The 21,870-nt window shown below is 38.6% G+C and carries 21 protein-coding genes; 18 read left to right on the forward strand and 3 right to left on the reverse strand.

Annotated features, from left to right (window positions below; translation table 11 throughout):
- Positions 1-66: 66 nt before the first annotated feature.
- Positions 67-2,436, reverse strand: coding sequence for an EAL domain-containing protein (locus H5122_RS01425; RefSeq protein WP_182682137.1), 2,370 nt, complete (start codon positions 2,434-2,436; stop codon positions 67-69).
- 291 nt (positions 2,437-2,727) lie between these two features.
- Between H5122_RS01425 and pyrC the strand changes: the two genes are divergently transcribed.
- The 9 genes from pyrC to H5122_RS01470 all read left to right on the forward strand — a co-directional run bounded on the left by pyrC (position 2,728) and on the right by H5122_RS01470 (position 11,568).
- Positions 2,728-3,780, forward strand: coding sequence for a dihydroorotase (gene pyrC / locus H5122_RS01430; RefSeq protein ID WP_182673530.1), 1,053 nt, complete (start codon positions 2,728-2,730; stop codon positions 3,778-3,780).
- 438 nt (positions 3,781-4,218) lie between these two features.
- The gene (locus H5122_RS01435) at positions 4,219-4,422 is read left to right on the forward strand and encodes a cold-shock protein (RefSeq protein WP_002961702.1); all 204 of its coding nucleotides are present in this window, start codon (positions 4,219-4,221) and stop codon (positions 4,420-4,422) included.
- Positions 4,423-5,490: 1,068 nt separating this feature from the next.
- Positions 5,491-6,261 (forward strand): DUF3450 domain-containing protein, encoded by a 771-nt coding sequence (locus tag H5122_RS01440; protein WP_024590812.1) that lies wholly within the window; start codon positions 5,491-5,493, stop codon positions 6,259-6,261.
- Positions 6,262-6,267: 6 nt separating this feature from the next.
- Complete coding sequence (locus tag H5122_RS01445) at positions 6,268-7,632, forward strand: MotA/TolQ/ExbB proton channel family protein (protein WP_182682138.1); 1,365 nt, start codon at positions 6,268-6,270, stop codon at positions 7,630-7,632.
- Positions 7,632-8,156, forward strand: coding sequence for a MotA/TolQ/ExbB proton channel family protein (locus H5122_RS01450; RefSeq protein WP_002961709.1), 525 nt, complete (start codon positions 7,632-7,634; stop codon positions 8,154-8,156). The genes H5122_RS01445 and H5122_RS01450 overlap by 1 nt, the downstream gene beginning before the upstream one ends.
- 14 nt (positions 8,157-8,170) lie before the next feature.
- Positions 8,171-8,575, forward strand: a complete 405-nt coding sequence (locus tag H5122_RS01455; RefSeq protein WP_002961710.1) for a biopolymer transporter ExbD — start codon at positions 8,171-8,173, stop codon at positions 8,573-8,575.
- Complete coding sequence (locus H5122_RS01460; protein ID WP_007583869.1) at positions 8,575-9,192, forward strand: energy transducer TonB; 618 nt, start codon at positions 8,575-8,577, stop codon at positions 9,190-9,192. Before H5122_RS01455 ends, H5122_RS01460 begins: the two co-directional genes overlap by 1 nt.
- Before the next feature lie 11 nt (positions 9,193-9,203).
- Positions 9,204-10,463 carry a lipopolysaccharide assembly protein LapB gene (locus H5122_RS01465; RefSeq protein ID WP_002961712.1) on the forward strand — a complete coding sequence of 420 codons (1,260 nt, stop codon included), beginning with the start codon at positions 9,204-9,206 and terminating at the stop codon, positions 10,461-10,463.
- A 61-nt stretch (positions 10,464-10,524) separates the two neighbouring features.
- The gene (locus H5122_RS01470; RefSeq protein ID WP_182682139.1) at positions 10,525-11,568 is read left to right on the forward strand and encodes a hypothetical protein; all 1,044 of its coding nucleotides are present in this window, start codon (positions 10,525-10,527) and stop codon (positions 11,566-11,568) included.
- A gap of 16 nt (positions 11,569-11,584) precedes the next feature.
- Here H5122_RS01470 and H5122_RS01475 read toward each other — a convergent pair whose 3' ends face one another.
- Complete coding sequence (locus H5122_RS01475) at positions 11,585-11,911, reverse strand: hypothetical protein (protein ID WP_024603666.1); 327 nt, start codon at positions 11,909-11,911, stop codon at positions 11,585-11,587.
- A gap of 61 nt (positions 11,912-11,972) precedes the next feature.
- Entirely contained in the window at positions 11,973-12,953 is a 981-nt protein-coding gene (locus H5122_RS01480; RefSeq protein WP_165742767.1) for a tRNA-dihydrouridine synthase, read from the reverse strand.
- A 226-nt stretch (positions 12,954-13,179) separates the two neighbouring features.
- Here H5122_RS01480 and H5122_RS01485 point away from each other — a divergent pair, with 226 nt between their 5' ends.
- The 9 genes from H5122_RS01485 to H5122_RS01520 all read left to right on the forward strand — a co-directional run bounded on the left by H5122_RS01485 (position 13,180) and on the right by H5122_RS01520 (position 21,870).
- Positions 13,180-13,677, forward strand: a complete 498-nt coding sequence (locus H5122_RS01485; protein WP_024596351.1) for a hypothetical protein — start codon at positions 13,180-13,182, stop codon at positions 13,675-13,677.
- A 67-nt stretch (positions 13,678-13,744) separates the two neighbouring features.
- Complete coding sequence (locus H5122_RS01490; protein WP_223231640.1) at positions 13,745-14,602, forward strand: DUF692 domain-containing protein; 858 nt, start codon at positions 13,745-13,747, stop codon at positions 14,600-14,602.
- 36 nt (positions 14,603-14,638) lie between these two features.
- Positions 14,639-15,391 carry a DUF2063 domain-containing protein gene (locus H5122_RS01495; protein ID WP_182681068.1) on the forward strand — a complete coding sequence of 251 codons (753 nt, stop codon included), beginning with the start codon at positions 14,639-14,641 and terminating at the stop codon, positions 15,389-15,391.
- 72 nt (positions 15,392-15,463) lie between these two features.
- Positions 15,464-15,586, forward strand: a complete 123-nt coding sequence (locus tag H5122_RS20130) for a hypothetical protein (protein ID WP_002962301.1) — start codon at positions 15,464-15,466, stop codon at positions 15,584-15,586.
- A gap of 171 nt (positions 15,587-15,757) precedes the next feature.
- Positions 15,758-16,303, forward strand: a complete 546-nt coding sequence (apt, locus tag H5122_RS01500) for an adenine phosphoribosyltransferase (protein ID WP_182681069.1) — start codon at positions 15,758-15,760, stop codon at positions 16,301-16,303.
- 3 nt (positions 16,304-16,306) lie between these two features.
- Positions 16,307-18,832 (forward strand): DNA polymerase III subunit gamma/tau, encoded by a 2,526-nt coding sequence (dnaX, locus tag H5122_RS01505; RefSeq protein ID WP_182681070.1) that lies wholly within the window; start codon positions 16,307-16,309, stop codon positions 18,830-18,832.
- A gap of 60 nt (positions 18,833-18,892) precedes the next feature.
- Positions 18,893-19,219, forward strand: coding sequence for a YbaB/EbfC family nucleoid-associated protein (locus H5122_RS01510; protein WP_002962306.1), 327 nt, complete (start codon positions 18,893-18,895; stop codon positions 19,217-19,219).
- A 7-nt stretch (positions 19,220-19,226) separates the two neighbouring features.
- Entirely contained in the window at positions 19,227-19,835 is a 609-nt protein-coding gene (gene recR / locus H5122_RS01515) for a recombination mediator RecR (RefSeq protein WP_182681071.1), read from the forward strand.
- Between the two features lie 133 nt (positions 19,836-19,968).
- Positions 19,969-21,870 carry an MFS transporter gene (locus H5122_RS01520; RefSeq protein WP_182681072.1) on the forward strand — a complete coding sequence of 634 codons (1,902 nt, stop codon included), beginning with the start codon at positions 19,969-19,971 and terminating at the stop codon, positions 21,868-21,870.

Consider the following 21,870-nt stretch of genomic DNA (forward strand, 5'->3'; position numbering starts at 1 on the left):
TAAGTTTAGCTCAATGCGAGAGTATATGCGTAATACCTAAGCCAGCGACCTACTCGCTGGCTCTTTTTATAAGGGTTTATTAATTAGTAATATGGCTTCTTTGGCAGTAACAGGTTTTGATTTTAAAAAGCCTTGGCCATAGTCGCACGCGGTGGATTGCAAAATAGTTAATTGCTCAACTGTTTCTATTCCTTCAGCTACAACTTCAAGTTTTAATGATTGCGCAAGTGATAAAATGGCTTCAACAAGTGGGTTAGTAGAATCCTGTAGATGGTCAATAAAGCTTTTATCTATTTTTAAAATATGAATAGGCAGTTGGTGCAAGTAGCCTAGTGCTGAATAACCTGTTCCAAAATCATCAAGACATAATTTTACTTTTAAAGGTGAGAGACCTTCAATTATTTGAGTGGCGAGTTCTAGATTTTCTATTAAGCCAGATTCGGTAATTTCTAAGCATAAAGAACCTAGAGGTAATTGGTACTTATTATAAATGGAATGTATTTGCGCTACAAAATCGAGGCTTGCAAAGTGTCGTGACGATACGTTAACGGTGACTTTTAAAAAGCGATGGCCTTGTTGGTGCCAATTTGAAATATGCTGGGCCGCCAAATCAAGTAAATGTAAATCAAGATTTATAATTTGCCCTGTAGTTTCAGCTATCGGTATAAAGTCATTAGGGGGTACAAACCCTTTTGTAGGGTGGTGCCAACGAACAAGTGCTTCAAAGCCGATAACTTCACTGGTATTAATTGTGAAAATTGGCTGAAAATAGAGTTCAAACTCGTTGTGTTCTATACCGTGTTGTAAGTCGTTTTCTATATCGGCATGGGTTTTAAGTTTTTTACGCATCGTGTTATTAAAAAACTTTACCTGACCACGTCCGGTTGACTTAGCTTCATACATAGCGGCATCGGCTTGTTGCAGTAATATATAAGCTTTGTCGTTTACGTTATCTGTATAGGCAACCCCAATACTCGTTGATGCTTGGAGTAAGTGGTTATCTATATTTAAAGGTTTTGATAATGCGTTTTTAATGCGGTTCAAAGCTTCATTAACTTGGTTTTTATGCGTGATGTTTTCCATAAAAATTGCAAATTCATCGCCACCTAAACGTGCAAATGTATCCGTGCTTCGTACTGTACCTTTAATCAAGTCGCATATTTTTATAAGGAAGTGGTCCCCAACTTCATGCCCGAGCGAATCATTAATACTTTTAAAACGGTCAAAGTCTAGATACAACAGGGCATGGCTAGTACTCTTTTTAGCACGCGTTAAACGTAAAATAGCATGTTTTATACGTTCAATAAGTAGTGAGCGGTTAGCAAGGCCTGTAAGCTCGTCATGTAATGCTTTGTGCTCAAGTTCTTGGCGGGCTAATTGCCTATCAATTGCCATACTTATTTGACGACTTACATACGTTAGAAGAGCACTATCGTGTTCGTTGTAATGCAGTGTTTTATCGTAGCTTTGTACAACGATAACCCCGCTTATACGATCACTTGTTTTAAATGGAACACCCAACCAAGACTCTGATTGTCTGCCTACCATTTTAAAATCACCGTTATCTATATGACTTTGAAAGGCATCTTTGTTAAGTAATAGGGTTTGCTCTGTTTTTAGAAGGTAATATGAAGCGGTATCTTTGAGTTGTTCTTTAGATATTTTTTGATGAGTTTTAGTGTTTATGCCTTCTTCGACTATGTAAACGAGGTCAAGTATATCTACTTTTTTGTCGTATAGAGCGATAAAAAAGTTATCGGCTCGAAGTAAGTTATTTATGATTGAATGCAAGGCTTTAAAAAATGTATCTAGGTCATTCGCTTTGTAAGTTAGGTTAGCTATTTGTAATAAGCTGTTTTCTAATTTTTGTGCATTGTTGAGTTGCTCAACTGTTTTTTGTAAGTTGTTTACTGTATTAACCTGGTTAATCTTGGCGCTGAGTAAGTGAGCAACTGTTGTAAGAATTTCAAGGTGTGCATTGGTAAAATAACCTTTGATTGGGTGCTCACAATCAATAACACCTAAAACTTGTTCTTTATATATAAGGGGAACACATAGTTCTGATTGAGCAGGGCGCTCATCTGCGATATAACGGCTATCTTTTGTTACATCATCGATAACTACGGCTTTACCAGTTGTGGCTACAGCCCCAGTAATTCCTTCACTAAAACGTATTACTTTACGTTCGGCTTGATATTTATCACGGGCGTGAGCAATACCCATCGATGCAACTTGGTTTAATGTATTTGCATTATTGTCAGCTAGATATATGACACAATCAACAAACCCTAAGCGATTTACAACGTGCGTTGTAACATACTCAAACAATTCTTCTAATGTATCGAGTTGCAATAGGCTAGATGAAAATTGATTAATGATACTTAGTTGATCAGTTTTTATCTCAAGCGCTCTAGTAGCATCGGTTTTATAAGACATAGGCAATTTATATTGTTCTTTTTATTTTTAAATTCGCAGTTAAGTTAACCTAATCTTGGGTTTTTGTACAAATTAAAGCGATGAGTGGTTTCATACACTGTAAAGTTTTAATATAGCGAGTTTTAATTAATCATAAATCATTACAATAAGCTAATAACATTGAATTTGCTCATTGTGCTTTAGATAGTACCTCAGTAATTTTATCCATATAAAAACTTTATTTTTAATAAAATCTTTACTCGAAAACATCATATGCCTATGATCGGATAAATTCAGCCGTGGAACAAAGTAATGACAAGTAATAATACAAACTCTGTAACAACCCTTACTATCACTCGCCCTGATGACTGGCATGTACATTTACGTGATGGTGACCAGTTAAAAGACACTGTACGCGATATTAGCAGATACATGGGCCGCGCTATTGTTATGCCAAACCTTGTTCCGCCAGCAACGTGCACAGATACGGCATTGTCGTACAGAGAACGCATTATGTCTGCAAATCCACAAGGCAACTTTGAGCCATTAATGGTTTTGTATCTCACGGATAAAACTACACCAGATGAAATAATAAAAGCTAAAGCGACAGGTAAAATAGTAGCAGCTAAGCTTTACCCTGCTGGCGCTACCACTAATTCTGACTCGGGTGTTACATCAGTAAAAAATATTTATCCAGCTTTAAAAGCAATGCAAGAAGTAGGCATGTTGCTGTTAGTGCATGGGGAAGTGACAGATTCGTCGATTGATATTTTTGACCGTGAAAAAGTATTTTTGGATACAATTTTAGGAGATGTAGTAAATGACTTTCCTGAGCTTAAAATTGTACTCGAGCATATTACGACTAAAGATGCAGTAGAGTTTGTAGTTAATGCACCTAGCAATGTAGCGGCAACAATTACAGCGCATCACTTGCTTTATAACCGCAATCATATGTTAGCGGGTGGAATTCGCCCACATTATTACTGTTTGCCAATTCTCAAGCGAAACATTCACCAGCAAGCATTAATGGCTGCAGCAATAAGTGGAAATAAAAAATTCTTCTTAGGAACTGACTCTGCACCACATTATAAAGATAAAAAAGAAGCAGCTTGTGGGTGTGCTGGTGCATACACGGCTCATGCCGCTATTGAATTATATGCTGAAGCATTTGAGGATGCAGGAGCTTTGGACATGCTTGAAGGGTTTGCAAGCCACTTTGGCCCTGATTTTTACGAATTGCCGCGTAATACAGATACAATTACATTACAAAGAAAGCCGTGGAAAGTACCTGCAAGTTATACATTGGGCGACTCTGAAGTTGTGCCTATAAAGGCTGAAAATACAATGGATTGGTCTGTCGAATAACCAATAATATATTTAAATCTAAAGCCGCTTAATTTTTAATGCGGCTTTTTTGTTTGTGCTTTTGATATTATTGAAGCGTAATTCGACGACAGGGTGGTTGTAGGTGGCTTTTGATCTCGCTTACAGCAATAAATATTACAATAATACTTATAGTTTTTTGCTTGTAAATTAGTCAGTTAAAGGCGATTTAAAACAAATTTATATTTTTAATAAATAATTCCTAATTAATAGAGCGAAAAAAAATATAATGTGTTAATCTTACCTTGCTTTGAGTTTTTATGTATTGAATTTACGGATATTGTGCTGCGTTTAAGGTTACCGGTTAGGTTATTACTTGTTCCTGTACTGTACCTCCATATTTTTGAGCATTGACTCAGGGAGGATATTGCCATAATAATATGGCTGAATTTTAATTATTGACTTACAGGAAAATTTAGTATGTCGGTTACTGGTAAAGTAAAGTTTTTCAACGAAGCTAAAGGCTTTGGTTTCATTGAACAAGAAAATGGTCCTGACGTGTTTGTACATTTCAGCGCAATCACTGGTTCTGGTTTTCGCACTCTTAGCGAAGGTCAAGCAGTGACATTCAGCATCAAACAAGGTCAAAAAGGCCCTGAAGCTGAGAACGTAGAAGCAGCATAATTTATTATGTGAACTCTAGTTCATCTTGGTGAAGCAGGTTTCTGTTTCACCATAATTCCCCTTCCTTAAATCTATTTATTTCATACCTAAAATTCTCCTTTTTTTAAACTTGAAAACTACTCAAACATTCTATCTTTGCAAAGCTAAACAACTAATAATCTAACGAACAAAACATTCCTCTAATACTTTTAAAAACCATTCATGAGAATTTATTCAATGGGCCTGATACCAGCTTAAATAAGATTGATGCTCAATATCAATCCATGCAAATTCTCTTTCAAGCTTACTCTGTGTGACGAAGGCTACTCATTGATAAGGGCTTCTAGGTGCTTCTATTACTTTATTATGTGAACGTAAAGCTTAATTTATAGTGTATTACTAATAAAGTAGGGTAACTCTTCATGATTAACTTAATTACTGAATTAACCTTAACGTTAAAAGAGTATTAAAGAATACTTTAACACGGTAAATACAACCTGTTTAATTATCAAAAGCTTTTATGTTGATAAAAGAAATGCATTGTTGAGTTTATTATTACTATTTATGGAAAAACACGTTTTAAAATAGCTTTAAAAGTAACGTATATAAAGCGTGAGCATCCGAAATTAAATATTATCCAGTGTTGTTTTTTTGTGCGACAAATGGTTTGTTTTTTCAGATGAAGTGTAATTGAGGTGATAAAACACGACAAAATCGTGTAAAAAATAACTTTTGTTATATCAATTTATATTTTTTTTAGTTTTTTTTCAGTGCGAATTCAGCTTTAGCTAAATGTTGCAATAATGTTGTTTTATGTCAGTGCAATGCGAATAAATACACCCCTTAAAAGGCTTTAATAGAAATATTAAGAAAAAGCTTCGTTGCAATAATGTTAACTGTTGTGGGCTGGTACTTTCGTTTAAGCATTAACTTAGCTATTTATTTACTGAGATTAGTAAACATCAAGTTGACAGCGCTAATTGCATTTAGCATTATTGGAAGGTTGATATCTATTAAAAGATATCAGGGTTGTTCTCCTCGGAGGATAATTAAATTATAAAAGTAACATTACTTAATTGGTTGGGAACTATGTCTGTTAAAATCAGAAAGAGTCTTGTAGCAACTGCGTTGGTTGGCGCATTTGCATTTGCAAGCAGCAATGTGATTGCAGATCCTTTGAATGACGTGCAAAAAGCAGGTCAACAAATTCAAAAGGCTGCGGTTAAGTCTCAAACTAAAATTGACAATGTATATGGTCAAACTCAGGAGCTAATCGCTGAGTACCGTAGCGTTGTTGATGAGACTGAACTTATGAAAGTGTATAACGATCACGTGTCGCGCTTGGTTGATAGCCAAAACGCTTCAATTGAATCGTTTGATCGTCAAATCGCGACTATTGATAACACTAAACAAAACGTTGTGCCTTTGATGTATCGCATGATCGATACGCTTGAGCAATTCATCAAAGCGGACGTTCCATTTAATCTTGAAACGCGTTTAGGACGTGTAGAAAGACTACGTGAGATCATGGTTTCTGCGTCTGTAACGACGTCTGAAAAATTCCGTCAAGTACTTGAAGCTTACACTATTGAAACAGCATACAGCTCTCTTGTATCTGCTTCACAAGGTACTCTAGAAGTTGATGGTAAAAGCATTAACGTTGATATCGGTCAGTTAGGTCGTATCACTTACGTTGCTCAGTCTTTTGACTTGAAACATGCTTGGGTGTGGGATAACAACACTAAACAGTGGAAAGAATTAGGCGAAGAATACCTAAAACCTGTTAAAGAAGTTATTCGTATGGCGCGTAAGCAAGCGACATTAGAACTTGTTAAACTACCTATCTTTGGCGCGGAGTAATCAATAATGAAGAAACTATTTAAAGGTTTTGCTGTTGCAGCAGTACTAACTGTTTCTGCAGGTACCGCGCTTAATGCACATGCAAATACTGGAGCTCTAGATAAAATTCTTGAGCAAGTAAAGCAAGAGCGTATCTCTGAAGGTAAAATCAATAAGCAACGTGAGCAAGAGTTCTTATCAGAACGTGCTGACAAGCAAGCATTACTTAACAAAGCTAAAAGCCAACTTGCTTCTGAGAAGTCTCGTGGTGAAAGCTTAGCTAAGCAATATGCACAAAACGAAAATACGCTAGCTGAAAAAGAAGCAGCTCTTCAAAGTGCCCAAGGTACTTTAGGTGAGATGTTTGGTGTTGTACGTCGTGCAGCTCAAGATGCTATCGGTTCTATCGAAGCGTCACTAGTTAGTGCTGAAAAACCAGGTCGTGCTGAAATCTTACGTTCGTTAGCAGCTGCTAAAGAACTTCCTACAGTTCGCGAACTTGAAGAACTTTGGATTTCACTTCAAACTGAAATGACAGAATCAGCTAAAGTTTCAACTTTTGAAACTGAAGTTGCTGGTCTTGACGGTAACCCGACAATGAAAAAAGTAACACGTATCGGTAACTTTAACTTAGTTACAGACGATGGTTACTTAATTTATTCACCAGAGACTAAGTCTATCCAGCCTCTAGGTAAGCAACCAGACGGTTATATCTTAGACGGTATCACGGCTCTAGAAAATACATCACCAGATAACTACGCTGGTGTTTACATAGATCCGACTCGTGGTGCTATCTTACGTATCAACACTCAAAAAGCGACCCTTATGGAATACTTCCATCAAGGTGGCGTAGTTGGTTATATCATCACGGCTTTACTTGGCCTAGGTATGCTAATTACTCTAATCCGCTTTGTTGACCTTACACTTACTACTAGTAAGATTAAGAGCCAGCTTAAAAATGTTGCTACACCGAATACAAATAACCCACTGGGTCGTATTCTTAAAGTGTACCATGACAACAAGAACCAAGATGTTGAAAACCTTGAGCTTAAACTTGATGAAGCGATTCTACGTGAAACGCCACGCATTGAAGCTGGTATCAATATAATTAAGATTCTTGCTGCAATCGCACCGTTACTAGGTCTACTAGGTACAGTAATCGGTATGATCTTAACGTTCCAAACAATCACATTGTTCGGTACGGGTGATCCGAAGATCATGGCAGGTAACATCTCTCTAGCACTTGTAACTACAGCGCTAGGTCTAATTGCTGCATTACCACTAATTCTACTTCATGCTCTTGTAGCTGGTCGTAGTAAGTCGGTATTACACATCCTTGATGAGCAAAGCGCGGGTATCGTTGCTACTCACGCGGAGAAGGAGAAAGCCTAATGCTAGTCCTGATGGAGATATGGGAATCTATCAGGGATTTTGTTGGCACAGGCGGCCAGGTTTTATACGTGGTCGCGATAGCACTCTTTCTTATGTGGGTTTTAATGATTGAGCGCTATTGGTTCCTACTTGCAGAATTTCCTCGCACAGCGAAAGAAATTGTAGCAAAGTGGGATGCCCGCCAAGACACTACGTCTTGGTACGCACACAGAATCCGTGAAGCATGGATTTCTGAAGCGTCTGAAAAATTAGATCAGCGTATGTTGTTGATTAAGACATTAGTAGCTGTTTGTCCTTTAATAGGCTTACTTGGTACTGTTACTGGTATGATCTCGGTTTTTGAAACCATGGCCAACCAGGGTACGGGTAACGCACGTTTAATGGCATCAGGTATTTCAATGGCAACAATCCCAACAATGGCTGGAATGGTTGCGGCATTATCTGGAGTATTTTTTAGCTCACGTCTTGAGACAAAAGCTAAAATGGTGAAAGCCAAACTTATTGATAGTATGCCTCATCACTAGAGAGAGAATTAAATATGGCACGTAAACAACGTTTTCGTGAAGAAGAAGAAGCAGCGGTTGATATGACGCCAATGCTTGACATCGTATTTATCATGCTTATTTTCTTTATCGTAACTACATCGTTCGTTAAAGAGGCTGGTATCGAGGTCAATAAACCTAAAGCGGCTCAAGCTACTAAGCAAAAAAATGCTAACATTTTTATTGCTATTCGTAGTAACGGCGAGATCTGGATTGATAAACAGCAGGTTGATGTTGAACGTATTTCAGCAAAAATCGAAAGTTTATTAGCAGAACAACCTACTGAAGTTGTAATTTTGCAAGCTGATAAAGAAGCAAAACACGGCGTAGTGGTTAAAGTTATGGACCAGATTAAAGCGACGGGTGATAACCTGAGAATTTCAATAGCTGGAGATCAGTAATGATTCGTTTTCTGTTTTCACTGATTGCAGGTGGGGCAGTTACTTTCGGCTTGTTCTACTTCATGGCATTCCTCATCTCTGGTGGGGCTGACCGTAATACGGAACAAAAAGAGCAGATCATAGTCGAAATAATGACGAATCCGCCTGAATCTAAGGTGCAGGAGAGGAAGCGTGTACCGCCTCCTCCTCCGCCACCGCCAAAGCAGCCGCCTAAACCGCAGCCGCCACAGCCGGAAAATAATAATCCAAATCCTGGTGCTATGTCATTTAATATGGGAAGCATTGATGTTGGTAGTTCGGCAGGTGGACTAAGTGGTCCTGGTGCGTTTGGACGAGATGGTGATGCGACACCTATCGTTCGTATAGAACCAAAATATCCAACGCAAGCAGCACGTGATGGTAAAGAAGGTTGGGTTCAACTTTCATTCACAATTGATGAGCTAGGTGGAGTAACTGACGTTGAAGTAATTGACGCAGATCCGAAACGTATCTTTGACCGTGAAGCTAAACGTGCATTGCGTAAGTGGAAGTACCGTCCTAAGATCATTGACGGAAAACCACAGAAACAACCAGGTTTACAAGTTCAATTAGACTTTAAACTTAACCAAGGCAACTAAGGAGGCGAGTAATGAGAAATTTTTCTAAAGTAACTGCTCTTGCAATTCTTATGTCTGTGTCGGGTGCTACTTTAAGTGCATCTGTTTTAGCAGCGCCGGATTACGCAAAGATTGAAGAGCGTAAAAAAGCAAAAACTAAAATCATGGGCGAGCGTACTGGTAAAAAAGTAATTAAAGCATTTGATTTGTACAACGAAGAAAAAGTTGATGAAGCAATTGTTTTGCTTAGAGAAATCGAGCCTTCGAATGACTTTGATAAAGCGACCGTAAATCGTTACTTAGGTAGCATGTACGCTCAAAAAGAAAAGTATGACGAAGCGATCAAGTACTCTAAGCAAGCCGTTGCACCTGATGTTTTAAACTTTGCTGATCAAGAACAAACTCTTAAGTTGTTAGGTGACTTATACGCTGGTACAGAAAAGTTCCAAGAAGCTAAAAAAGCATATGTAGCTTGGATGGACTTTACCGGTGAAGAGGACCCTACGGTTTATACACGTATTGCTCAAGCTAACTATCAGTTAGAGCAATACCGTGATGTTTTTGAACCAGCAGATAAGGCAATAAAACTTCAAAAAGAGCCTAACAAAGGCCCTTACCAATTAAAACTTGGCGCATACTTTGAGCTTAAAGATTATGCAAACATGGTTAAAATTGGCGAAGAAATTGTTCGTGTATGGCCTGATGATAAAAAAGCTTGGGTTAGCTTAGGTAAGTATTACCTACAAACTGAAGATTATTCTAAAGGTCTAGCAACTATGGAAGTTGCATACAAGAATGGTTACTTTGAAAATGAAGTTGAATATAAAGTCTTATCTAACTTTTACTCTCTAAATGAGATCCCTTATAAAGCAGCTGTAACGCTAGAAAAGGCCATTAAGAGTGAAAAAGTAGAACGTACAAAGCAGAATGTTAGCGCGATTGCGAGTAATTACCATCGTTCTAAAGATTTAGAAAAAGCTGCTAAGTACTACGAAGATGCTGCTAAATTTGATGACGACGCTGAGCTTTACCGCAAAGCAGGTTCATTACTTTTACAATCTGAAAAATTCAGTGCTGCTATTGTTCGCTTGAACAAAGCATTAGAGCTTGGCTCTGACAAAAAAGGCACAATTTATTCAGATTTAGCTGAAGCGTATTACTACCAAGGTAAGTATAAGCAAGCATATGCTGCAATTACTAAAGCTATGGATGACCCTCGCACACGTAAGTTTGCAAAAGGTTGGTCTACATATATTAAAGATAAAGCCGCTCGCAACGGTGTTAAAATTTAATTTTAATTAGCTTAAGCAACTTATAAAAAGCCCCTCTGGGGCTTTTTTTATTGGAACTACTATGTATAAGAAGCTATTTTTATCATCATTACTGTGCCTATTTTTAGCTGCATGTTCAAAGCAGCCTCAACCTTATGAGTCGTTTGAGGACGCACAAGTCGCTTTAAAAGCTTTAAACATGGCGCTTGTACAAACAGGTGCTACTAAAGGCAATAACATTGAAAAAGATCAATTGGTTTTCTCTGATGCTTACCTAACAAAACGCCATACTATTTATCAGAGCCTAATGGGTATGGAGCTTAATCTAAATCAAATTGCGCAAGTAAACTATTTGGTAATTGCAGAGCGTTTCCCTGAACGCTACTTTAATTGGCCGGCCCAAGTAAATGTGTTAAAAAACATGCTCGCTTTTGAAGGCTCAAAAAACACACCGGATAATGTTATTACTTGGCTCAAGTTAACCCAAGATACCCTAGACAGTGCTCAACAAAGCAATTTAAAGCTGAACAAGGTTGAACTTACACTGTTACAAAGCTATGTATTAAGTGCGATAGCAAGTAACGATGTTCAACCAGCGCTTAAAAGCCATATAAGAGCTTTTAGCGATTATTTAGCTAGTTATAAGCCAAGAGGAAGTGTGGGTCTAAGAGGTCTGCCAAATGGCACTCAGTGGTATCAGAGCAAACTTAATTACTTTAGTGGCGAAGTACATTCACCGTTAGAATGGGTTACTCTTTTAAACGAAAAAATAAAAGTATTAGATCGTGTTGCATTCGACAGTAAGCTGCCAACTTCTCACCAAAAATCGTTTTTAGTTCAGTATTTATCTGATGAAAAATTAATAGAAGGCTTAGATTGGCAGGCTAACTATCAAGACTTACCTGCAATGGCGAGCGCTATGGATATGTCTAATAAAGATAAAACGTTGATGCTTGCGATGATGGAATCAGATATAGGTATTCACTACCATGCGTGGACTTTGCCTCAAGCAAAGGTAAACCTTATAAAGCGCCTACAAATGAGTCCAGAAGAGGCCCAGTACTTGGTTGAAGATATAATTCTCTACCCAGGGCAATCATTTAGCTTTATACAACACATTATATAATGATTTGAAAGTGCGCTTATTGTGCGCACTTTGTACACCGTTGAGTTGCGGGGTCTAGTTCAAGTGACTTAGCTGATATTTTTTCTTCACAATCACAGCAGTAGCCATACTGGCCAATTTCTATTTGACTTAGTGCGGCTTCTAGTTTGGTCATGCGACTGATTAAAAGTGCATACTCAGGGCCTAACTTCTCTGCTGCGCAGTCTAACCATTCATTATTTGCTGTATCAGCTAAAATTTGTATTAAATGGTGATGTGCAGGGTAAGCTGATTTAGAAAGCATGGTTAATATATTTAATTTAACTTGTGCTATTTCATCGTTAAGTCTTTTTTGATGATGCATTATCAGTACAACCTTATTAAATGGGCTTTACGTTATACTGATATTATCTAGAGTCTTTAAGTTAGTCGTTATGATTTGAATCAAGTTGAGGTGCTTTGGCATATTTATTTAATACGCTCGCCACATCTTCTTTACTTTTTAAACGTCTGATTTCGTCAAACAAATCGATAGCTTGCGGGTACTGGCGTTTTAGATAACCAAGCCATTGTTTAGTACGCGAAGCAAAGTATTTTTCATCCTTCGCGGGGTCTTGATGAATAGCTGAGTGAATTAAGTGATAAATAATATGCTCCCACTCAAGGCTATCATATTGCTCATTATTTACATGAGCTTTAATTTTTTTTGCTAAATCAGGGTGCGAAAGGGCGCCACGACCAAGCATTAAATCAGTGCACCCACTTCGTTTTTGACAAAGCATTGCGTCCTCTACTTGCCAAATTTCACCATTGGCAACAACGGCAATATTCTTACCTTTTATTATTGGTGGAATTTTTTCCCAATAAGCTGGCGGGTTATAACCATCTCGTTTGGTTCTGGCGTGAATAGCTACACTATTTGCACCTGCACTTACCACAGCATCAACAATTTCTTGGCTGTTACTGTCATCATCAAAGCCTAAGCGAATTTTTGCACTTACTTCATGTTCATCATCTACAGCATCTCGGACTGCTTTAATAATCGTATACATATGGTCAGGGTCTTTAAGCAGTACAGCCCCCCCTCGGCTACGATTAACTGTTTTTGCTGGGCAACCAAAATTTAGGTCGACCCCATGGGACCCTAATGCGATTGCTCTTATTGCATTTTCGGCTAACGGATTTGCTTCTTGACCGAGTAATTGAACACGCACAGGAGTACCTGCTCGTGTAAATCCATTATTATGTAGTTCAGGGCAAAATCGATGAAAAACTTTGTCAGGTAAGCATGTTTCAACCACTCTTACAAACTCTGTAACGCACAAATCGAACCCACCAATGTCTGTGAGTAATTGGCGCATTTTAAAATCAACGACACCTTCCATAGGTGCTAAAACAAGTTTCATAAAGAGATTAATTTTGATAAAAAACTGGAGGCATAGTTTACCTGTAAATCACACATTGATAAATCTGTAATTACCGCCCATATTTGATGTATAAATTGCAAAAGTAAATATTATGAAAATAAATGAAAGTTTTTATTTTTGTACGGGTCTACTTAAGCATACAAGCAATTTAAAAATACATTTTTATTGCTGAGATTTACAATCCTTGATTAAAGAGAGTCATAAAATGAATACAGTTAAAAAAAATACAATCGCGTTAACTCTAGGTGCAGTAGTAGTTGGCTCTGCAAGTTTTGTATCTGCAGATGTACAAGCTAACCCATTTGAGTTTCAACAACTAGTAACAGGTTACCAATTAGATGCTGCAGAAGGTAAGTGCGGTGAAGGCAAATGTGGCGGTGACGCAAAAGATAAAAAAGAAGGTAAATGCGGCGAAGGCAAATGTGGTGGCGACGCAAAAGATAAAAAAGAAGGCAAATGCGGCGAAGGCAAATGTGGCGGCGATGCAAAAGGTAAAAAAGAAGGTAAATGCGGCGAAGGCAAATGTGGTGGCGACGCAAAAGATAAAAAAGAAGGTAAATGCGGCGAAGGTAAGTGTGGTGGCGATGCAAAAGACGCAAAAGCTAAAACAGAAGGCAAATGTGGTGAAGGTAAATGTGGCGGCGACGCTAAAAAAACTAAAAAAGAAGGTAAGTGCGGCGAAGGTAAATGTGGTGGCCGTTAATATCTTATTCTAAATAAGTTATGCTAAAAGGGCCCTAAGGCCCTTTTTTGTTAAGTTAGAGGTAGTTATGATACAAACTCAAAGTAAAGATTTTGGGATGGTGGGCCTTGGCCTACGACGAGAAATGCTTGATGAGCTGCTTGAGCATGTACCTAATCAAGTAGACTTTTTAGAAGTTGCGCCAGAGAACTGGTTAAAACTAGGTGGACGCTTTAAAAAACAATTTAAAACATTAACCGATGCTAATAATTTTGTGTGTCATGGATTATCACTGTCTATCGGTTCTCCAGAACCTCTTGATGTTGAATTTGTTAAGTCTTTAAAAGTGTTTTTTGAAGAGCACAATATAAAAATTTTTAGTGAGCACTTAAGTTACTGCTCGGGTACAGGGCATATGTATGACTTAATGCCCATTCCGTTTACACAAGATGCCATAGCACATGTTGTACCTCGTATTAAACAAGTTCAAGACATACTAGAGCAGCAAATTGCGATAGAAAATGTTTCCTATTATGGCGCTCCTGGACAGAAATTATCAGAACTTGAATTTACGAATATTATTTTAGAGCAAGCTGACTGCAAACTTTTACTTGATGTGAATAACATTTATGTTAATTCGATAAATCATGGCTACAACGCACAAGCATTTTTAACTGGGTTACCCTCTAATCGTATAGCCTATGGGCATGTTGCTGGCCATTATAATGAGGCTGATGACTTAATTGTTGATACACATGGCGCTGATGTGATTGATCCTGTCTGGGAGCTACTCGATAAAGCATACGAAGTGCATGGCGTATTTCCAACCCTGCTTGAGCGTGATTTTAATATTCCTACCATGAATGTTTTAACCAAAGAGTTAGATATAATTCATGCTCTACAAGCTAAACACTTTGATTCAACTGTTTCAAAACAACGAGCTTAATATAAGCCTTTATCAACATTAAAAGAGTGCCTAGTTATGAGCTTTATTGAAATACAAAACGAATTTATGGCGCATATTCGCGAGCCTCAAAAAAATAAAAAGCCCAGCGGTATCGATGACAGGCGTATGGCTATTTATCGCGACCTATTTTTTAATAACATTGAAGGTTTTATATCATCAGGTTTTCCGGTATTAAAAACGTTATATACCCAGAAGCAATGGCAAGTCCTCGTACGCCAGTTTTTTAGCGAATATGATTGTCATTCGCCGTACTTTTTAGACATAGCAGGGGAGTTTATTAATTACTTATCAAGTGATTATAAAATGAAAAAATACGATCCCGTGTTTATGCTAGAGCTTGCCCATTATGAATGGGTAGAGCTAGATGTATCCATTGCACACGAAGATGAGCAAGAGAAAAAATTACAAACAACAGCGCTCACTAGTTCAGCTTTATATTTATCGAAAACGGCAAGAAATTTAAGTTATCAATTTCCGGTTCAAAATATTAGCAGTCGCTTTAAGCCAAATGAGCCATCACCTCAGCCAAATTATTTTGTTGTATATAGAGACGAAAATGACGATGTTCAATTTTTAGCTACGAATGCAATGACAGCTTTGCTATTGTCAATCATAGAGGCAAGCGAAGGCGCGATATTTGACAACGTCTGCCAACAGGTATTAGCTCATGCACCACAATTTAATGCAGAGCAAATTGCTCAAGGTGCACTGGTTACTCTTAATGCTATGGTTGAACGAGGAGTCATTGTGACAAAAAATCAAGACTAAGGTCTTTATTGATGATTTTACATCGTCTATTATGGCAGCCTTATTCGCCGTGCTTAAAAAAAGGTTGTACCAATGTCAGATGATAAAGACTTTAAAGATCCGTTCAACGCTACTTACTTTCTTGCTTTTTTAGCTGTATTTGCAGGGATTGGTTGTTTAAATGCAATATTAGGCTGGATCACTAGCTTAACGTAAAATGTATAGCGTTTATTAAGGCTGTTGCTAACTTCAGCCTTGAACCACTTTATTTTAATTACCCCTTCCATATTTAATACTTCTTTTATAATAACGCCAAACTCGCAATTAAAGGTTAGTTAAGGTTATAATCACCTGCTTTGTAATATAAACAATTGAGCAGTTAAAATTATGACTCAAGTAACACCAGCAATTATCAAAAACAGCATAACGACAATTGCTGATTATCCAAAAGCGGGTATTATGTTTCGCGATGTAACCACTTTAATGGCAAATCCAGAAGCCTTTAAAGCAACTATTGACGCGTTTATCGCAGAATATAAAGATCAGGGCTTTACTAAAATCATAGGCACAGAATCACGTGGTTTTATTTTTGGTGCGCCATTGTCTTATGCGTTAGGCATTCCGTTTATTCCAGTACGTAAACCAGGTAAGTTACCACGCGAAGTTATTCGCCAAGATTACTTACTTGAGTACGGTGAAGACACGCTTGAACTGCATATAGATGCAATTGTACCTGGCGACAAAGTATTACTAGTTGATGACTTATTAGCAACTGGTGGCACAATTGAAGCCACTGCTAAGTTAGTTAATAAACTAGGTGGCGAAGCCACAGATGCAGCATTTGTTGTATCACTACCAGAACTTGGTGGCGAGCAGCGCATCAAAAAAATGGGTATTAAAATCCTAAAATTGGTTGAATTCGAAGGCGAGTAATCGATGAGTTATCAGGTTCTAGCGAGAAAATGGCGTCCTCAAACCTTTCATGAATTGGTTGGGCAGTCTCATGTTAAGCAAGCGCTTGTAAATGCGCTTACGCAAAATAGACTGCATCACGCTTATTTATTCACTGGAACCCGCGGTGTAGGTAAAACCACCATTGCACGTATTTTTGCTAAAAGCTTAAATTGCGATGAAGGTATATCTGCAAATCCGTGTGGACAATGTAGCAGCTGTTTGGATATAGAAGCAGGGCGCTACATTGACCTACTCGAAATAGATGCGGCTTCTCGTACAAAAGTAGAAGACACTCGCGAAATACTTGATAACGTTCAATATGCACCAACTCGTGGACGTTATAAAGTATACCTAATCGATGAAGTTCACATGCTTTCTAAGCACAGCTTTAATGCGCTTTTAAAAACGCTTGAAGAGCCACCAGAGCATGTGAAATTTTTATTGGCGACCACCGATCCTCAAAAATTACCAGTTACTATATTATCTCGCTGTCTACAATTTAACTTAAATGCCTTGTCGCAAAGTGAAATTAAAACACAGCTTGAACACGTACTTACTCAAGAGCAGCTTAGCTTTGATACCGATGCACTTAGCATTATTTCAAAAGCCGCTGATGGCAGTATGCGTGATGCACTTAGCTTAACCGACCAAGCTATTGCGCAAACAAATGGTGATATTAATAATCAAGCAGTACAAACAATGCTTGGTTTAATGGATACTCATTATAGCCAAAGCTTGCTTGCAGCATTACTTGCACAAGATGGCGCTGCGCTAATGGATGAGATTGCGCAGGTAGCAAGTCGTAATCCTAATTATGTGGCATTGCTTGATGATTTAATTGCACTTACGCATTTGACACAACTAACCCAGTTAGTGCCTGAAGCGGCAGGGCTAGATGAAAAAAATGTAGATTATATTGCTCATGTTGCACAACATACGAGCCCACAACAAATTCAAATTTATTATCAGTTACTGTTAAATGGTAAAAAAGATTTACAATGGGCACCAGAGCCTCGCTTAGGTTTTGAAATGATAATGCTAAGATTATTAGCATTTAAGCCTTCAGATGTGCAACAAACTGTACACACAGCAAACGAAGAGCCGGCCCCAAATAAACAAGGCCGTGCAAATGCACTGCGAGATATATTAAATAAAAATAAAACATCGCAAAACACCGTAGCTGGCCAAAGTAGTGTCCCTGTAAATAATACTAAGCCAGTTAGCAATGCAGAGCAGCCTAAAGCCGTTGAGATAGAGCCTTCAGCTAACGCTGCCGCTCAGTCATCAAATAATGAAGTCGTGCAAAGTAATATTGAGCCTGCCCAAGTTGCAGTAGAGCAACCGGTTCAACAAAGTGAAAACGCTTCAAAGCAACAGGCTTTAGCTAAAGAGCAACCACAAACCAATGTTGTTTCAGATGCTCAAGCCCAGCGACAAAGCGAAGATGAAGCTTATATGCTCCATAGTGATGCTGAACAAACGCTGGCCTCGCAATTTGACGATATAATGAGTAGCGCTGTAGATCAGGGCTTTAATCCTGTAACTAATACAAACTCAGAACCTCAATCAGAGCCTGTTACTAATCACAATGTAAGTACGCCAATAGCTGAACAAGAAGCGCAGGCGCAATCTGCCATTGCTCGTATTTTACGTGACAGAAACATATCCGGTGCGGGTAGGTTATCAAGCAAGAGTACAAGCACCTCTGCAAATAATGTAGCTGCGCAGCCAAACCAAGCGCCCGCTAAAAAGCCAGAACATCACGCAAGAATGCCTAAAGCTCAAAGTGTTAACCAAGGTAGCACCGCTGAAAATACAAACGAGCTCAACAGCGTTTCAAGCGTAGCACCTAGCGATCCCCCACCTTGGGTGACTGATAGTGCAGGTGCAAGTGAAAAAAAGCATGAGCTCCCACCAATAGGGAGCGAAAGCCAGGCACATGGTCACGCTAATACAAAACCAGCACGAAAAGTTGATTTTAAAGAAAAACATCAAACAATTACCGAAAATTTAGCGCCAGAGCTACTTGAGCAGATAAATCCTCAAAAAGTACCTGAAGCAGCGCCCGAGGAAATTAGCATTCCCGTGCCTGATGATTTTCAAAGTCCAATTAGTGAAATTAGGTTTGCACACCAGCAAGATGAATGGGCTTATTTAATTAAACGTATGGGACTGGGTGGTCGTATGCGCCAATTTGCGTTGCATTCAATATTTACCAAGCAAGGCAACAGTTTACATATAGACGTTGATGAATCACAAAAGCATTTAGATACACCGATGCTTCGCCAAAGATTAGATGCCGCATTGTCGAGTATTTATGAGCATAACGTGTCGTTAAGTATTAATTTTGCTAAGGGAGTTATTGATTCTCCTTATCTTATTCAGCAAAAAATAGATGCAGGACGCCATCAACAAGCAATCGATGTGATCACATCGGATGAAAACATAGTACAATTTCAGCAAGTATTTAGCGCCGAAATTGACGAAAACAGTATTCAGGCATTGTAATTACTTACAATCGCCCTTATGTTCATGTTAATTAATGTATTAAAAGAAAGAGAGAAAGTTATGTTTAAAGGTGGAATGGGCAACATGATGAAGCAAGCGCAGCAAATGCAAGATCGCATGCAAAAAGCCCAAGACGAAATCGCAACTCTTGAAGTTGTTGGTGAAGCCGGTGCAGGTTTAGTTAAAGTAACTATGCTTGGTAACCACAATGTACGTCGTGTTCAGCTTGATGAAAGCTTGATGGAAGACGACAAAGACATGATTGAAGACTTACTTGCAGCAGCATGTAACGATGCTGTTCGCCGTGTTGCAGAAGAAACACAAGAGCGTATGGGTAAAGTAACTGGCGGTATGCAATTACCACCAGGTATGAAAATGCCGTTTTAAGTAAATAATGCAACTTTCAGATAGTTTAAATCAGCTTATAGAAGCACTGCGCTGTCAACCGGGCATTGGTCCAAAGTCAGCGCAACGTATTGCTTTTCACCTGCTTGAGCGCGACCGAAAGGGAGGCACTCAGCTGGGCAATGCACTCACTAAAGCAATGACCGCCATAGGGCACTGTCAGTCTTGTCGTACTTTTTGCGAACAAGCTCAGTGCGATATTTGTTTAAGTACAAAACGCCAAGACAGCGGTATATTATGTGTTGTTGAATCGCCTACTGACGTACTTGCCATCGAGCAAACAGGTCAGTATTTAGGTCTATACTTTGTATTAATGGGTCACTTATCGCCAATAGACGGTATTGGTCCTAAAGAGATTGGCTTAGATGTTTTAGAGCAAAAGCTTGCCCAAGGCGATATTAATGAGGTTATTTTAGCGACTAACCCTACCGTTGAAGGCGATACTACCGCACATTATATTGCTCAGCTTTGTCATAAATACAAAGTAGGCGCTTCACGTATTGCCCATGGTATTCCTGTGGGAGGTGAGCTTGATTTAGTAGATGGTAGAACACTTATGCATGCCTTTAGCGGCAGGCGCCTAGTTACTCAAAACTAGCTCTAAGTCACTATTTGAAAACAAATTACAAAAGCCTACATGATTAAATCATGTAGGCTTTTTCGTTTTTAAGGTAAGCTTAGAAACAATTTAATATATTTTTGGGCTATGTCTCTAATTAGTAAGGAATACAATGAAAGATAACCAACCCTATCAAGGTGCATTACTAGGTAGTAAGCGTTTTTTACCGCTTTTTATTACGCAGTTTTTCTCAGCGATAAACGATAACGTGTATAAGCAATCAGTGCTTATTCTATTAATATTTCAGGCTGCAACGCTTGCAGATGGCGCACTTTATTCAAATATTGCTGCTGGGTTATTTATTCTTCCGTTCTTTTTATTTTCAGGGATGGCAGGGCAGCTTGCAGAAAAAACAGAAAAATCAAAATTGATTAGAATCGTAAAACTATGTGAAATCCCTATTATGGTTGTAGGGGCAGTTTCTATTTTAACGCAGTATGTGTGGCTAATGTCAGCCACCGTATTTTTAATGGGCGTGCAAAGTACGTTTTTTGGTCCATTAAAATATTCTATTTTACCGCAGCACGTAGCACCTAATGAATTAACAAAAGCGAATGGTTTGGTTGAATCAGGCACGTTTGTGGCCATACTAATGGGTACAATTTTTGGCACTTATTATATTACTCAATCAGTAGGGCCTACGCTTATAAGTATTGCAGTATTAGTATTGGCCGTGATGGGTTATGTGAGCAGTCGCTTTATACCCACTAGTGAAGCAAACGAGCCTAACTTAAAATTTACCTATAATATATTTTCATCTACAAAAAACGTATTTTCAGCACTTAATTCGCAAACAGAATCGGTTGGTAAATCAGTCCTCGGGATCAGTTGGTTTTGGTTAATTGGCGCCATCGTTTTAACATCCCTACCAAATTATGTAAAACACACAATGGGTGGTGATGAACTGGTTGTCACTAGCGCGCTTGTTGTGTTTTCATTAAGTATTGCGATTGGTTCGTTACTGTGTGAAAAGCTTTCTCGCTCACGAATAGAATTAGGAATTGTGCCTTTTGGCGCTATTCTAATTACCTTGTTTTTATACTTACTGAGCCAAGAGCCAGCCATTAGCTCTTATTTACCGCAAAACCTTGAGTTAATGACGCTTCAGGAGCTATTAAAAACAGGCGATATGGTGTGGCACTTTGTATGGATGGCAGGCATTGGTATTGGCTCTGGTTTTTACACTGTACCGCTGTATGCGCTTATTCAACAGCGTACTGAAGAGTCGAGTCGCTCACGAGTTATAGCGGCTAACAATGTATTAAATGCACTGTTTATGGTGGGCAGTGCTGTTTTAAGTATTGTAACGCTGTCTGTTTTTCAGTGGAGTATTTCAGAGTTGCTACTGTTACTTGCTGGGCTAAACTTGCTTATCTCTGTTTATATTTATACCAAAGTACCAGAGTTCTTTTTACGATTTATTATATATATTTTAGCTATTTGTATGTACAGAGTGCGTACAAAAGGTGAAAGTAATATACCTGATGCAGGCGCTGCGGTTGTCGTGTGTAATCATGTCAGCTTTGTTGATTGGATGTTTATTTTAGCCGCATCACCAAGGCCTATCCGGTTTATGGTATTTGCCCCTATTTATTATTCGCCGGCCCTACATTGGTTATTTAAAATGGCCAAGGCTATTCCCATTAACAGTGAAAAAACGAATCCAGAAGCGTTTAAAAAAGCCTTTGATGAAGTGGCTGCTGCGCTTAATAAAGGCGAACTTGTTGGTATTTTCCCTGAAGGAAAACTAACCAGTGACGGCTCTATCGATATTTTTCGCCGTGGAATCGAGCGTATTATTGAGCGCTCACCTGTGCCCGTTATTCCTATGCACTTAGGTGGATTATGGGGCAGCATGTTTAGCCGTAAAGCTAAATGGCAATTACCTCGATTAAAATGGTCTTTGGTGTCGGTTGCAGTCGGTGCCCCGATTGCTGCTGATAAAGTAGTAGCAGATGATTTACGTGAAAAAGTATTGGCTTTAAAAGCGCTTCATTCAAAAGATAGTGACTAA

This window comes from Pseudoalteromonas sp. SG43-8 (assembly GCF_014164245.1).
Classification (GTDB): domain Bacteria; phylum Pseudomonadota; class Gammaproteobacteria; order Enterobacterales; family Alteromonadaceae; genus Pseudoalteromonas; species Pseudoalteromonas distincta.